The organism is Caulobacter sp. DWP3-1-3b2 (assembly GCF_049896325.1).
Taxonomy (GTDB): domain Bacteria; phylum Pseudomonadota; class Alphaproteobacteria; order Caulobacterales; family Caulobacteraceae; genus Caulobacter.
On the sequence record NZ_JAFCUB010000056.1, the window covers coordinates 1 to 13,521 of the forward strand.

13 protein-coding genes and 1 pseudogene are annotated in these 13,521 nt (G+C 64.9%); 9 read left to right on the forward strand and 5 right to left on the reverse strand.

All coding sequences use genetic code 11. From position 1 onward, the window contains the following. A partial coding sequence (locus ACP7AG_RS20785; RefSeq protein WP_426033273.1) for an IS630 family transposase occupies positions 1-562 on the forward strand: 562 nt, incomplete at its 5' end. 390 nt (positions 563-952) lie between these two features. After that, complete coding sequence (locus tag ACP7AG_RS20790; protein WP_426033275.1) at positions 953-3,127, forward strand: ATP-binding protein; 2,175 nt, start codon at positions 953-955, stop codon at positions 3,125-3,127. 415 nt (positions 3,128-3,542) lie between these two features. Here the strand turns inward: ACP7AG_RS20790 and ACP7AG_RS20795 are convergent, their stop codons facing one another. From ACP7AG_RS20795 to ACP7AG_RS20805, 3 genes and pseudogenes are all read right to left on the reverse strand, one after another. Beyond that, positions 3,543-4,682: a glutathione-independent formaldehyde dehydrogenase gene (locus tag ACP7AG_RS20795; protein WP_426033277.1), complete on the reverse strand. Its 1,140-nt coding sequence runs from the start codon at positions 4,680-4,682 to the stop codon at positions 3,543-3,545. Positions 4,683-4,765: 83 nt separating this feature from the next. Beyond that, positions 4,766-5,029 (reverse strand): annotated as a pseudogene (locus ACP7AG_RS20800) (conjugal transfer protein TraD); the annotation flags it as partial. Positions 5,030-5,039: 10 nt separating this feature from the next. Then, positions 5,040-5,567, reverse strand: a complete 528-nt coding sequence (locus ACP7AG_RS20805; RefSeq protein WP_426033279.1) for a HipA domain-containing protein — start codon at positions 5,565-5,567, stop codon at positions 5,040-5,042. 329 nt (positions 5,568-5,896) lie between these two features. Here ACP7AG_RS20805 and ACP7AG_RS20810 point away from each other — a divergent pair, with 329 nt between their 5' ends. After that, positions 5,897-6,223: a DUF2794 domain-containing protein gene (locus ACP7AG_RS20810; RefSeq protein ID WP_426010432.1), complete on the forward strand. Its 327-nt coding sequence runs from the start codon at positions 5,897-5,899 to the stop codon at positions 6,221-6,223. 82 nt (positions 6,224-6,305) lie between these two features. On the opposite strand, the gene ACP7AG_RS20815 is transcribed toward ACP7AG_RS20810, so the two are convergent. Continuing rightward, on the reverse strand, positions 6,306-7,052 hold the full coding sequence (locus ACP7AG_RS20815) for a Bax inhibitor-1/YccA family protein (protein WP_426010430.1): 747 nt from the start codon (positions 7,050-7,052) through the stop codon (positions 6,306-6,308). 147 nt (positions 7,053-7,199) lie between these two features. Between ACP7AG_RS20815 and ACP7AG_RS20820 the strand changes: the two genes are divergently transcribed. The 4 genes from ACP7AG_RS20820 (at position 7,200) to ACP7AG_RS20835 (ending at position 10,918) form a co-directional block, all read left to right on the forward strand. Beyond that, positions 7,200-8,252 (forward strand): aldo/keto reductase, encoded by a 1,053-nt coding sequence (locus ACP7AG_RS20820; protein WP_426033280.1) that lies wholly within the window; start codon positions 7,200-7,202, stop codon positions 8,250-8,252. Positions 8,253-8,409: 157 nt separating this feature from the next. Next, the gene (gene thpR, locus ACP7AG_RS20825) at positions 8,410-8,946 is read left to right on the forward strand and encodes an RNA 2',3'-cyclic phosphodiesterase (protein ID WP_426033282.1); all 537 of its coding nucleotides are present in this window, start codon (positions 8,410-8,412) and stop codon (positions 8,944-8,946) included. A 110-nt stretch (positions 8,947-9,056) separates the two neighbouring features. Then, on the forward strand, positions 9,057-9,518 hold the full coding sequence (locus ACP7AG_RS20830) for a DUF4126 family protein (RefSeq protein ID WP_426010427.1): 462 nt from the start codon (positions 9,057-9,059) through the stop codon (positions 9,516-9,518). Between the two features lie 2 nt (positions 9,519-9,520). Continuing rightward, positions 9,521-10,918: an FAD-containing oxidoreductase gene (locus ACP7AG_RS20835; protein ID WP_426033284.1), complete on the forward strand. Its 1,398-nt coding sequence runs from the start codon at positions 9,521-9,523 to the stop codon at positions 10,916-10,918. A 39-nt stretch (positions 10,919-10,957) separates the two neighbouring features. On the opposite strand, the gene ACP7AG_RS20840 is transcribed toward ACP7AG_RS20835, so the two are convergent. Further along, positions 10,958-11,338 (reverse strand): DUF2237 family protein, encoded by a 381-nt coding sequence (locus tag ACP7AG_RS20840; RefSeq protein WP_426033286.1) that lies wholly within the window; start codon positions 11,336-11,338, stop codon positions 10,958-10,960. 128 nt (positions 11,339-11,466) lie between these two features. Between ACP7AG_RS20840 and ACP7AG_RS20845 the strand changes: the two genes are divergently transcribed. Continuing rightward, the gene (locus tag ACP7AG_RS20845; RefSeq protein ID WP_426033288.1) at positions 11,467-12,345 is read left to right on the forward strand and encodes an HpcH/HpaI aldolase/citrate lyase family protein; all 879 of its coding nucleotides are present in this window, start codon (positions 11,467-11,469) and stop codon (positions 12,343-12,345) included. A 13-nt stretch (positions 12,346-12,358) separates the two neighbouring features. Continuing rightward, positions 12,359-13,393 carry a hypothetical protein gene (locus tag ACP7AG_RS20850; RefSeq protein WP_426033290.1) on the forward strand — a complete coding sequence of 345 codons (1,035 nt, stop codon included), beginning with the start codon at positions 12,359-12,361 and terminating at the stop codon, positions 13,391-13,393. Positions 13,394-13,521: the final 128 nt, after the last annotated feature.

Here is a 13,521-nt window from a genome sequence, read left to right on the forward strand (position 1 = left end):
GGCGCTGGCGCGTATTCAATCTGGCCTGACGCCCGGCACGCCTGTCGAGGTCTGGTTCCAGGACGAGATGCGGGTCGGTCAAAAGACCCACCGCACGCGGGTCTGGGGCAAGACCGGGACGCGGCCCCGCCAGATCGCCGACCTGCGGACCGGTTGCGCCTATCTGTTCGGGGCCATCTGTCCCGCGCGTGGGGTGGGCGCGGCCTGGGCCTGCGAGAAGGCCAACTCCGCCGCCATGCAACTCCAGCTCGACGAGATCGCCCTGCAGGTCGCCCCGGGAGCCCGTGGCGTGGTCGTCCTCGACCAGGCCGGATGGCACACCATCCAAAAGCTGAGACCGCCCGACAACCTCACCCTGCTGCCCCTGCCGCCACGCTCGCCCGAGCTCAATCCCGCCGAGAACGTCTGGCAGCACCTGCGACAGCGCTTCCTCTCCAACCGGGTGTTCGACGACGACGACGCCATCGTCCAAGCCATCTGCGAAGCCTTCAACAGCCTCATCGACGAGCCAGACCGCATCAAATCCATCGGACATCGCCAATGGGCCAAAGGTTCACGCTAGGGGCGATTGGTATTAGCCGACTGTCCGAATTTCCGGCGCCACCTCACTCGACCGTGAAACGGTCGAGCTTCGCCCGCCGCACACGGGAAAAATCGCCATGGTCGATCCCGGCCAACTCTTGGGCTTTGCGGCTGCTGAGCCCAGATTCTTAAGCACTTGGCCGGCTAGGATCGCCTTGAGCTCACGTGCCTCCGGGTTCGGCCGCCCAAGATCACGGAATATGTTGCCGCTGCCGTGAACCAGTTCCATGTCATCGTCGCTCGTCATCGCAATTGCTCCTCCAGGCGCTTCAATCTCTCTCCCACCAAGTCAAGCAAGCTGTTATCCACTGCCTCTGAAAATGTGTCGTTGTAAAAGCTTATATAAAGCAATAGATTAGCTACAGAGTTCATGATGTCGGACCTCATTCATAACGCCGAGCGATTGTTCGAAGAACGACTGCTACAAGTCGCTAAAAGTGCGGCGCTGATAGTAGAGAGTGGGGCGGCCGTCATTTTTGCGGCTGATAAGTCCGGGGATGTGGAGCGGCTAGCGCAGTTCGGACAAGAATTCGAGACACTCACCTCGCTGGATTACGTCAGCATCCTCAACGGCGTGAAGGAGGCGACCGATGGGTTTATTGTCGTCAGCGATGCTGTTGTAAGCGCGAACAAACCGCCGCTGGCGTGTCTACCGACGTGGAGGGGTAAAGCCAGCCGCTTTGCATTGTTCATCGCTATCCACGATTCCCTCGGTCGGCAGATAGGTATTCTGGCGACTGCCGACCCCAAGCCAAAGTCCGGCGTCAGCGCCGCCAAAACCTACGTTCTGCTCTCATTGGCGGGTCAGGTGGCGGATGCGATATCGCTTCGCGCCATGCGGTTGGTTGCGGACCATTCATCACAAGGCACCGAGCGACTCCGCCTGCTGGAGTCCGTGGTAGTCCACGCGAAGGACTCCATCCTGATCACCGAGGCCGAGCCGATTGACCTGCCAGGTCCGCTGATCGTCTACTGCAATGACGCCTTTACTGACACTACGGGCTATTCACGGGAGGAGGTGCTCGGTAAAACGCCCCGCATTCTCCAGGGCGTCGACACTGACCCGCAGAGCCGCGCCCAGATACGGGCTGCGCTGTCTCAGTGGAAACCGATCGAGATCGAAATCATTAACTACAGAAAGGATAACACGCCGTTCTGGGTTGAGCTCAGCATTGCGCCGGTGGCCGACGAACGCGGCTGGTACACCCATTGGGTTTCCGTGCAACGTGACGTGACCGAGCGCAAGCTTGCCATAGAGGTCCAGACCCGTGTCAGGGTCGCGGAATCAAACAACGCCTCGCTCCAGACCTTGACCAACGAACTCCGTCTCGCGCTCAACGCTGCGGAAGCGGCCAACATCGCAAAGTCGCAGTTTCTCGCCAACATGAGCCACGAGATCCGCACGCCCCTGAACGGCGTGATGGGCATGACGCAAGCCCTGTGGCTCGACGAACTGACTTCCTCGCAGAGAGACCGGGTCTCCATCATTCGCGAATCGAGCCGCTCGCTGCTGACGGTGCTCAACGATGTGCTCGACCTGTCGAAGATTGAGGCCGGCAAAATGGAGATCGACGAGGCCGACTTCGATCTGGAGACGCTGGCGCACGGGGTTTGCAGCGCCTTCACCGAGCAGGTCGAGTCCGTTGGCGTTGCCTTTTCCTTAGTCGTGGAGGAGCAGGCCAAGGGCGTCTGGACGGGCGACCCCGTCCGACTGAAACAGGTGCTCTACAACTTGATATCGAACGCTGCGAAATTCACCGCCGACGGGTCGGTTCGCGTGTCGATGGGGATCACCGAAGATAGCTTTCTTCACATCACGGTGGCGGATACCGGCATCGGTATCGCTAACGAAAAGCTGGTAGGGCTTTTCTCCAAATTCTATCAGGCGGACAGCTCCACGACCCGCCGTTTCGGCGGCACGGGTTTGGGTTTGTCGATCTGCCGACAGCTGTGCGAGCTTATGGGTGGGACGATCGACGTTCAGACCCAAATTGGCGTTGGCTCGACCTTCACCGTCATTCTGCCCCTGCGTCATGCGCCGCTCGAAAGGACCGGCGCGCTGTCCGACGGCGCCCCGGTCGGTGCTGACGCCGAGCTATCCAACCGCATCGCGCGCATCAGAATTCTGGTGGCGGAGGACAATGCGGTCAACCAGATCGTTATTAGCACGCTCTTAGCGGCATTCAACATCGCTCCGGTAGTCGTCGACAATGGACGTCAGGCCTTGGCGCGCTGGCAGACGGAGGCCTTCGACTTGGTGTTGATGGACGTGCAGATGCCGGAGTTAGACGGAATATCCGCCACAAGGTCAATCCGTGCGCTTGAAGCCCTGCACGGTCTCGCACCCACGCCGATAGTCGCGGTCTCGGCCAACGCGATGACACATCAAATACAGGATTACCTCGAAGCCGGGATGAACGGGCACATTGCCAAGCCGATCGACATCGCCGTCTTGGCCGACACCCTCGAGACCTATGCATCGTTGCTGGATCCAGCGGCGGGCGCGGGACGCTTCAGGCAGGTAGGTCAGGACAACCTAGACTAGCCGGTGCAGCGGCGTGGAAGAAGGGCTCTGACTCACTTTTGATGAAGTTTCGGCGCCGGCTGACGTTGGTTTCACAGAAAGAATCAACCCCATGGGCCAGGCTTTGCGACCTTCCGCCCTCGTTCGGCGCGGCTTTGTAGTCGATGCGGCGGTCAGTGACGGCGAAGCAACGCTGATCACGGTGCGGCCTGCGAGCAAGACGAGCGCCTGTCCGGGCTGTGCAACGAGATCAGATCGGATTCATAGCCCGTACCCGCCTCGCCTGGCGGACCTGCCGAGGCCCATCACCACCAAAATTGCGTCGGAGCCCCTGTTCGGCGCCTAAAGGGGGTCCCGATTGGGAGCCGTTTGACATCCCCCACTACCAACGCAACGATGGCCGCTCGGCGACGATGACGCCGAGCGGCCTTTCCACTCAGGCGGCCGGCTTGAGCACGATCTTGGTCCAGCCGTCGTCGCGAGCGTTGAAGTGTTTGAAAGCGTTTGGCGCTTCTTCGAGCGTTAGCCGATGGGAGATGATCTTGGACGGCTCAGCCCGGCCCGTGTGGATCAGGTTCATGAGCCGTCGGTTGTAGGCTTTGACGTTGCACTGGCCGGTGCGAATCTGCTGGCCCTTGAACCAAAACGAGCCGAAGTCGAAGGCCATCTTGCCCTGCTTCTCCAACTCGTCTTTCGAATTGGGATCCTCCGGCACAAACACCCCCACCACGCCTATGCCACCGGTTGCCTTGGTGCTGCCGACCAAGCAGTTCATCGTGTAGTTGTTGGTTTCGTGGCCGTGCCGATCGCAGCATTGAAAGCCGACGCACTCACAGCCGCGGTCGGTTCCCAAGCCATCGGTCTGCGCCAGGATTTGCTCGACAGGATCGGATTTCCGCATGTCGATCGGGATGGCTCCCAACGACTTAGCGAGCTTCAGTCGGTCGTCGTGAGAGTCCACCACGAACACCCGTGAAGCGCCCTTGATCATCGCCGAATGGGCGGCCATCAGACCCACCGGCCCCGCGCCGTAGATCGCCACGGATTCACCGGGCATCAGCCCCGACAGTTCCGTCGCGTGCCAGCCGGTGGGGAAGATGTCAGACAACATAACGTAGTCGTCCTCCTTCGCCTCGGCGTCATCGGGCAACACCAAGCAGTTAAAGTCCGCGTAGGGCACACGCAGCAATTCCGCCTGGCCGCCAAGGTAGGGTCCCATGCCGGCAAAGCCATAGGCTGCGCCCGCCGTCCCCGGATTGCAGGTCAGGCAATAGCCCGTCAGTCCCTTCTCGCAGTTTTCGCAGAAGCCGCAGGCGACGTTGAAAGGCAAGCAGACCCGATCGCCCTTCTTCACCCGATCAACGCCGGCACCGACCTCGACGACCACGCCAAGATTTTCATGCCCGAACACGCTACCCTTCTCAAAGCTGGTGCGACCCTCGTACATGTGCAGGTCTGAACCGCAGATGTTTGTGGTGGTGATGCGGACTACGACGTCCGTCGGCTTTTCGATCCGGGCGTCGTCGACATTGCCAACGCTGACATCGCGCGGGCCATTGTAGATTACGGCTTTCATTGTCCTGGTCTCCAGTGAGGCGAAGACTCTTCAATCCTGAACGCCGTTGGCGGTTCCCACCTCGCCGGAAAACCGCAATAAAATCAAAGGCAAAGCTTGAATTTCCGAGGCGATTGGCGGTCCGCAGTCGGACTTCGGTGAAAAACCTGAGGATTCCGCGCTGAAACAATGGATTGGTTCCGGAGGGTTAAAGACAGTCCAGAGATTCGCCGCCGTGTCCGGGGGCGCCTCAAGGTTTGTTGCATGGACGGCGCCAGGAGAGCCCCGGCCAGCGTCTCCAGATCCAGCGCATCGGCCCCGGTGACTGTGACCCGCTCTCCAAGCTGCAACACCCTCTGGGCTTTGAGCTCCTTCGCCCTATCGGGGGCGCCTCAGCCAGGTGGGCGAGCTATTCGCGAAGGCCCGCGCCGCCCAGCAGCGCCATAACGCAACTTCCGCGCGGGATGTCGGACGTCTCATGCGCCTGTTCGAGGCCAACCGCGCGGCCCGCAAGGATTCATCGTGGGGACCAAACGTCAGAATCTCACCCCTAGAGCATCGCGCTCCAACGGGGAATCGCGAGGGATTCACCCGCCGCTCCATGTCCGCGACGATGGCGGCGGCCTCGTCGGTCTTGAGCAGAAAGCGTGGGCTTTGTGAGATCAGGTTTTCCGCCGTGGCGATCCGGCCAGCGTCTCCGATCACCAACGCCAGATCACGGCGTTCCAGCCTGATTGGGGTCGATGGCGCCAGGTCGTAGGCCGGCGACAGCCGCCAATCCCTGGCCTTGGCGATCATCGCGTGATTGCGCGGGTGATCGTCTGCGTTGGAGATCAGGGCATTGAAGGCCATCCGGCGGAAAAGCTCGCGCGCATCCCTGGCGGGCTCGGCGCCGGCCCGGCGCACACACGAAAACCCCGCGTGGAGAGGGGCGCCACGCGGGGTCTCGGGGTTTGTCATAGAGGGGTCTGTCGGCTGACCGGCCCGCGATAGAGGGGGCTGGGGGGGCTGTTCAGGACCTGAACCGCAGGAGTTCCGATCAGCCGACGCCGTTAAACTGATGGGGCAAACAGGCGCTCGAAAGTCCGAATTAAGGTCATTCCGTGGCGGAGCGTGGCGAGCCGGAGACTTCGAAGAGGTCTGTAGCGCCATTGCAACGCTTGGAGGCGCGGACCTTGGCAAGACCTATCTGCGACACTCGCCATCGGGCCTGATTTGGGTTTAGGATTCGTCCGATGGCCCTGGATTCTCGCCCCGTCGCCGGCGTCGTGTTCTTCGAGCGTCGAGAGATCGACCAGCTCCTGCGGCTCTATGGCCGCATGGTCGCGGCCGGCGAATGGCGCGACTACGGCATGGGCGGGACGAGCGATCATGCAGCCTTCTCGGTGTTCCGCCACGCGGCCGAGGCTCCGCTCTACCGCATCGAGAAACACCCGGCCCTGGCCCGCAAGCAGGGGCAGTGGGCGGTGATAGGCCAGGGCGGCCTGACCCTGAAGCGCGGCCACGACCTGGCCCAGGTGCTGCGGATGTTCGACAAGGGCCGGTTCAAGGTGGTGGATTGAGGGGGCGTCTGCAGCGCTAACAGCCCAACAAAAAAGCCCCGGCGGTTTCCCGCCGGGGCTTCTGTGGTTTTAGACCGCTGGATTAGCGGCGGCTTCCCATGAAGTAGAGCAGGAAGCGGAACAGATTGATGAAGTCGAGATAGAGGTTCAGGGCGCCGAAATTGGTCGCCACCGACCTGGCCGTCTCGTCGCCGCCAACCTCGTAATAGGTCATCTTCAGGCGCTGGGTGTCATAGGCGATCAGGCCGGCGAAGATCAGCACGCCGATGGCGTTGATCGCGAAGACCAGCGCGCCCGACGGGAAGAAGATCGACAGCAGCGAAGCCAGGATCAAGCCCACCAGGCCGATGATCAGGAAGCTACCGAAACCGGTCAGGTCCTTCTTGGTCGTGTAGCCTACCAGGCTCAGGGCGCCGAAGGCGATGGCGGTGACCAGGAAGGTCTGGAACACGCTGGCGCCGGTATAGAGCAGCACTACGGTCCCAAGCGAGGCGCCGATCAACGACACCACCGACCAGTAGATCACGCCGGCGGTGCGGGCGTTGATCGACTTCATCACGAAGCTGGAGAACAGCAGGATGCCGAGCGGCGCGAACGCCACGACGGTGCCGAGCAAGGTATAACCGACGCGGTTGTTGGTGACCTGGAACATCAGGTCGCGGACCGGCGGGTACGAGCTGGTCAGATAGGCCAGGGCGGCCGACAGCAGGAGACCCAGGCCCACCTTGTTGTAGACGCCGAGCATGAAACTGCGCAGGCCGGCGTCAACCGACATGTCGGCGCCGGCTCCGGGAAGCGGTCGCGCATAATCGCGGTTGAAGTCGTTCATCGCGGGAAAACCCTTCGAAAATTGCCACGTCCGTTGTGGACGCACCCTGAATATCGGGGCGAAGCCAGGATCATGCAAGATGTTGCGCTTCCCGTGGCGCTTGGCGATCCCTAGAAAGATTCTCTAGACCCTTTCCAGAGAGGCGACATGGATTACGTGGAACTCGGCCGGACCGGCATCCAGGTCTCGCGCTGCTGCCTGGGCACCATGACCTGGGGGTCGCAGAACCCGGAGGCGGAAGCCCACGACCAGATGGACTACGCCCTGAGCCAGGGCGTGACCTTCTGGGACACCGCCGAGATGTATTCCAGCCCGCCCACCCCCGAGACTCAGGGCAATACCGAGCGCCATATCGGCTCGTGGCTGGCCAAGACGGGAAAGCGCCAGGAGATCGTGCTGGCCTCCAAGGTCGCCGGTCGCGGCAGCGCCTTTGGCGGGCTGAGCTGGATGCGAAAAGATGGCGGCTCCACCCGCCAGACCCGCGCCCAGATCGACGAGGCGGTCGAGGGATCGCTCAAGCGGCTGAACACCGACTATCTCGACCTCTACCAACTGCACTGGCCCGACCGTCCGGTGCGGGTGTTCGGCGGCCAAACCTTCAAGGACTATGAGCAGGACTACGAGGCGTTCGGCGACATCCTCGAGGCGCTGGGCGCCCACGTGAAGAAGGGCACGATCCGGTCGATCGGCGTCTCCAACGAGTTTCCGTGGGGCGTGATGCGCTTTCTGGCCGAGGCGGAAGGTAGGGGTCTGCCGCGCGTCGCCTCGATCCAGAACGCCTATCACCTGGCCAACCGCACCTTCGAATACGGCCTGGCCGAGATCGCCATGCGCGAGCAGGTCGGCCTGCTGGCCTATTCGCCCCTGGCCCAGGGCGCCCTGACCGGCAAGTACCTGAACGGCGGCCTGCCCGAGGGTTCGCGCAAGGCGCTCTACAATCGCCTGCAGCGCTATGAAGGCCCCGGCGCCGAGGAGGCGATCCGCGGCTATGTCGAGCTAGCCGCCCGGTTCGGCGTCGACCCGGCGGTGCTGGCCCTGAAGTTCTGCGACACCCGCCAATTCGTCACCGCCACCATCATCGGCGCCACCTCGATGGACCAGCTGAAGACCAATATCGGCGCATTTGATCTGAGCTGGACCGATGAGATGGAGAAGGCGGTCAACGCCTTGCATGCGCTGCAGCCGAATCCCTGTCCGTAGGCTCTGGTCCTTCCCCTGTGGGAGGCGATCGCGCAGCGATCGGTGGGGGGCGTTTTAGGGCTTTCGATCCGGGTTGTGGTCGCTTGCCGATCACGCCCCCCACCGTCGGCTTCGACGACCCCTCCCCCACAGGGGGAGGACCGGGTAAGACGGTCCCATGATCCGCCTCTTCACCGCTGTCGCCATCCCCGCCGAGGTCGGCGATCACCTGCTGCCCCGGCGGCACGGGATCGAGGGCGCGCGCTGGCGACCGCGCGAGGCGTTCCACATCACGCTGAAGTTCATGGGCGACGTGCAGGAAACCCAGGCCGCCGACCTTGACGAGGAACTGCAGGGCGTCGTGGCCCCGGCCCTCGATCTGTCCCTCGACAGCGTTGGCCACTTTGGCGAAGGCGCGGAGATCCATGCCGTCTGGGCGGGGGTCGCCGAGAGCCCCGACCTGCGTCGGCTGGCCAAGGCCAATGAGGCCGCCGCGCGCCGGGCGGGGCTGAAGCCAGAGGCCCGGCTCTACACGCCGCACGTCACCCTGGCCTATCTGAAGCGTCCGCCCGTCCCCGAGGTCGCCGCCTGGATCCAGGCCAACAGCCTGCTGCGCTCGCCGCCGTTCCGTATCGACCGTTTCGGCCTCTATTCCAGTTGGCGCACCAGCCAGGGCTCGGCCTATCGGCTGGAGGCGGAGTACCCGCTGGCCTGAAGACGCGCGGCGTCCGGAAGCGCGAAACGTTCTAGGCCCAAGGCCCGCTTGCGGTTTTGCTCGACCCAGCGCCAAATCAAGCCGACGCTCGCCGAAACAGGAGCCTTCGCATGATCCTCTATGTCTTCGCCCTGCTGATTGGCGTGATCGCCGGCCTGCGCGCCATGACCGCTCCGGCCGCCGTCGCCTGGGGCGCTCACCTCGGACTGATCGACCTGCAGGGCACGCCCCTGGCCTGGCTGGGCGGGACAATCGCCACCTGGATCTTCACCGCCCTGGCGGTGCTGGAGTTGGTCGGCGACCAGCTGCCCAAGACGCCCAGCCGCAAGGTTCCGCCGCAGTTCATCACCCGCATCGTCAGCGGCGCCTTTTGCGGCGCGGCGGTCTGCCTGTCGTCGGGCGGCTGGATCGGCGGGGCCATCGCCGGCGCGGTCGGCGCGGTGATCGGCACGCTGGCTGGCGCGGACGCGCGCGGACGCCTGGCCAAGGCGTTCGGCAAGGACCTGCCAGCCGGTCTGCTGGAAGACGTCATCGCCGTCGGCGGCGCGGCCCTGATCGTCTCGGCCCTCTAGGCATGGCGACCCAGAGTTTCGACGCCATCATCATCGGCGCCGGCCAGGCGGGGCCTCCACTGGCCGAGCGCCTGACCAAGGCCGGCCAGACCGTCGCCCTGGTCGAGCGCAAAGACCTGGGAGGCACCTGCGTTAACACCGGCTGCATGCCGACCAAGACCCTGGTGGCCAGCGCCTATGCCGCCCACCTGGCCCGCCGCGCCGCCGACTTCGGCGTGACCTTGGGCGGTCCGGTCGGCGTCGACATGCGGCGGGTGCACAACCGCGCCCAGGCCGTGACCCTCACCGCCCGCGGCAATCTGCGAACCTGGATCGAGGGGATGAAGGGCTGCACTCTGATCGAAGGCCACGCCCGCTTCGAGTCGGCTGACACGGTGCGGGTCGGCGACGAGTTGCTGACCGCCCCGAAGATCTTCCTGAATGTCGGCGGCCGCGCCAATGCGCCGGACATGCCAGGCCTGGACCAGATTTCTTACCTGACCAATGTCGGGATGATGGCGCTCGACACCCTCCCACGCCACCTGGTGATCATCGGCGGCAGCTATATCGGGCTGGAGTTCGCCCAGATGTACCGGCGGTTCGGCGCCGAGGTGACGGTGGTCGAGATGGGTCCGCGCCTGATCGGCCGCGAAGACCCGGAGATTTCCGACGCCGTACGCGAGATCCTGGAAGGCGAGGGGATCAGCGTCCGGCTCAATTCCGAATGCATCAGCTTCGCGCCCAATAAGACAGAAGGGGGCGACGAGGGCGTCTGCGTCCATGTCACCTGCGAGGCCGGCGCGCCGCAGGTGGTCGGCTCGCACGTGCTGCTGGCCATCGGGCGCAAGCCCAATACCGACGACCTGGGCCTGGACAAGGCCGGGATCGATCTCGACAAGCGCGGCTATGTGGTCGTCGATGACCAACTGCGCACCAATGTCCCCGGCGTCTGGGCGACGGGCGACTGCAACGGCAAGGGCGCCTTCACCCACACCGCCTATAACGACTTCGAAATCATCGCCGCCAATTTGCTAGAGGGCGATCCACGCCGCGTGAGCGACCGCATCCCCTGCTACGCCCTCTACACCGACCCGCCCCTGGGCCGCGTGGGCATGACCGAGGCCGAGGTTCGCGCCACCGGCCGACCGGCCCTGGTCGGCCAGCGTCCGATGACCCGCGTCGGCCGAGCCGTCGAAAAGGGCGAGACCCTGGGCTTCATGAAGGTGGTGGTCGACGCCGAGACCCAGCTGATCCTCGGCGCGGCGATCCTCGGCCTGAACGGCGACGAGGTGATCCACGGGATGCTCGACCTGATGTACGCCAAGGCCCCCTACACGGTGATCCAGCGCGCGGTGCACATCCACCCGACGGTGTCGGAACTGGTCCCGACCATGCTGGGAGAGCTGAAGCCGCTGGTTTGATCCTCGACTGGGGACACGCACAAGTGCATGTCCCCGTTCTTACACCGCCGCGTTGTCCTTCAGCACGCCCAGCGGAACCACCGCCAGCATCTCCTCGTGGCTGGCTTCCAGCACCACCGGCGGGGCGACGCCGGCGTCCAGCGCTTCCTTCCAGCGGCCGGCGCACAGGCACCAGCGGTCGCCGGCCACCAGACCCTGGAAGGCGTAGTCCGGGCGCGGGGTCGACAGGTCGTTGCCGGCGGCCTTGGAAAAGGCCAGGAATTCGTCGGTCATCACCGCGCAAACGGTGTGCAGGCCCAGGTCGTGCGGCCCGGTTTCGCAACAGCCATTGCGGTAGAAGCCGGTCACCGGGTCGAGCGAGCAAGGCTTCAGCTCCTGGCCCAGGACATTCTTGGCGGTGTCGTCATAGCGCGTGGTCATGGCGTCAGCTTAACCCCGTTCTGGCGAATCTGGACACGGTTCTACCATCAGCACGCGTGACGTCTTCCGGCGCCGGCCACTTGATGCTTAAGAGGACGGGCAAGACCAGGAATTCGAGCGGGAGCCTCATGTCCGACATCGCCCGGCCGCGCCGCAGCGCCCTCTACATGCCGGCCTCCAACGCCAAGGCGGTGGACAAGGCCCGCACCCTGGACGCCGACGTGATCATCCTCGACCTCGAGGACGCCGTGTCGCCGGACATGAAGGACGCCGCCCGCGAGGCCGCCGTGGCGGCGGTCAAGGCCGGCGGTTTCGGCCCGCGCGAGATCATCATCCGCACCAACGGCCTCGACACCCCGTGGGGCGCGGCCGACCTGAAGGCCGCCGCCGAGGCCGGCCCGGACGCGATTCTTGTTCCGAAAGTCAATGACGCCGCCGACGTCCACGCCTACCAGGCCGCCCTGCACGCCGCCCCGATCCACACCAAGCTTTGGACCATGATTGAGACGGGCAAGGCCGCCTTCCACCTGTGGGAGATCGCCGCCGCCTCCAGAACCACCCGCCTGACCGGCTGGGTGATGGGGGTCAACGACCTGGCCAAGGAGATGCGGGCCCGCCAGACGCCCGGCCGCGAGGCCTTTCTGCCGATCCTGTCGCTGTCGGTCGCCGCCGCCCGGGCCCACGGCCTGACCATCCTGGACGGCGTGCACAACGACATCGATGACCTGGAGGCGCTGGACGCCGTCTGCGGCCAGGCCGTGGATTTCGGCTTCGACGGCAAGACCCTGATCCATCCCAAGCATCTGGAAATCTGTAACCGCGCCTTTTCCCCCACGGAGGGCGAGATCGCCTGGAGCCAGGTGGTGATCGCCGCCTTCGCCGCGCCGGAGAACGCCGGCAAGGGCGCGCTGCGGGTCGAGGGCAAGATGGTCGAACTGCTGCACCTGGCTCAGGCCCGCCGGCTGGTGGCGGTGGCCGCCGCCATCACCGAACGTTCGGCGGCCTAGAGATCGAAGCCTGATGCGCGCGCTCCTGATCTCCCTCCTGGTCTTCGCCGCCGCTCCGGTCCTCGCCCAGGAGGCGCCGGTCGCGACCGCGCCCCCAGCCGCTTCGGTCGCGCTCCCCCAGGACCGCGCCGTTCCGGTCGTCGCCGCGCCGCCGGCCCCCGACACCGCGACCTCGGCCGACCAGGCCGTCGATCCCCTGGCCGATTTGATCGCCCGGAGCGGTCCCCAGACCACCGACGAGGAGGAGCCCGCCGCCCAGGCGCCCCTGCCGCCGCACAAGCCCACCGTCCTGCCGATCCCGCTGCCGGAACCGCCGGTCGACGAAATCCCCGGACATGCCGTGCCCCAGGGCAACTACGTGCCGATGGCCGAGGCCTATGACCTGCGGATCAAGGGCTCGATCGTCGCCGCCCAGGGCCTTCAGGGTCCGCTCGACGGCGGCTGGACCATTACCGGCCCGGACGGGACCACGCTCTACGACCTGCAGATCGTCGATGCGGTTGGCGGCTATGGCGCGCTGGAAGGCGCCTGGCGCGACGTCCGCCGGGTCGGGGCCGTCGGCTCAACGGGCCTGATCGATTTCGTCGACCGCTCGACCGGCGACTTCCTCACCCGATTTTCGCCGCGTCCTGGACAGCTGACGACCCTGGACCTGAGATCACGCGGCGACGGAGGCTGGGCGGGCAAGCTGAACGAGAACGGCGTCGAACTCCCCGTCACCGCTCGCCGTGTCGCCCAGGCCACCCTGCCGGCGGGCTATGTGGCCCAGGGCCGAGGCCCGGTCATCTGGCCCCGCCCGGTCTCGGCCGCCCCGCGCGCCGCAGCGCCGGAACGGGCGGCGTCCTGCTCGATCCGGGGCAAGAAGGGCAAGGCCCTCAAAGCCGCCAAGGCCAGGTGCGCCGCCGTCGCCAAGAAGGGCGGCAAGGACAAGGCCAGCGCGGTCAAGGGCAAAAAGGGGGCGAAGGGCAAGGCCGTGGCCGGCAAGGGCAAGAGCTCGGCGAAGGGCAAGGCGACGGCGAAGAAGTCGGCGAAGAAAAAGAAGCGGTAGCTTATTTATCCGCTCATCCCGGCGAATGCCGGGATGTGGATTCACACTTGAAGTGCAACAGGGCGTAGACCTCGGCGGGTGTCTGGAAGCCCAGGCACTTTCGAGGCGTGTGGTTGTGGAGCCTGTTG

Bases quoted from the DNA above. Each gene is read 5' to 3' on its own strand.
- ACP7AG_RS20790 (WP_426033275.1), top strand. From the start codon at position 953: ATGATGTCGGACCTCATTCATAACGCCGAGCGATTGTTCGAAGAACGA.
- ACP7AG_RS20795 (WP_426033277.1), bottom strand. From the start codon at position 4,682: ATGAAAGCCGTAATCTACAATGGCCCGCGCGATGTCAGCGTTGGCAAT.
- ACP7AG_RS20810 (WP_426010432.1), top strand. From the start codon at position 5,897: ATGGCCCTGGATTCTCGCCCCGTCGCCGGCGTCGTGTTCTTCGAGCGT.
- ACP7AG_RS20815 (WP_426010430.1), bottom strand. From the start codon at position 7,052: ATGAACGACTTCAACCGCGATTATGCGCGACCGCTTCCCGGAGCCGGC.
- ACP7AG_RS20820 (WP_426033280.1), top strand. From the start codon at position 7,200: ATGGATTACGTGGAACTCGGCCGGACCGGCATCCAGGTCTCGCGCTGC.
- thpR (WP_426033282.1), top strand. From the start codon at position 8,410: ATGATCCGCCTCTTCACCGCTGTCGCCATCCCCGCCGAGGTCGGCGAT.
- ACP7AG_RS20830 (WP_426010427.1), top strand. From the start codon at position 9,057: ATGATCCTCTATGTCTTCGCCCTGCTGATTGGCGTGATCGCCGGCCTG.
- ACP7AG_RS20835 (WP_426033284.1), top strand. From the start codon at position 9,521: ATGGCGACCCAGAGTTTCGACGCCATCATCATCGGCGCCGGCCAGGCG.
- ACP7AG_RS20840 (WP_426033286.1), bottom strand. From the start codon at position 11,338: ATGACCACGCGCTATGACGACACCGCCAAGAATGTCCTGGGCCAGGAG.
- ACP7AG_RS20845 (WP_426033288.1), top strand. From the start codon at position 11,467: ATGTCCGACATCGCCCGGCCGCGCCGCAGCGCCCTCTACATGCCGGCC.
- ACP7AG_RS20850 (WP_426033290.1), top strand. From the start codon at position 12,359: ATGCGCGCGCTCCTGATCTCCCTCCTGGTCTTCGCCGCCGCTCCGGTC.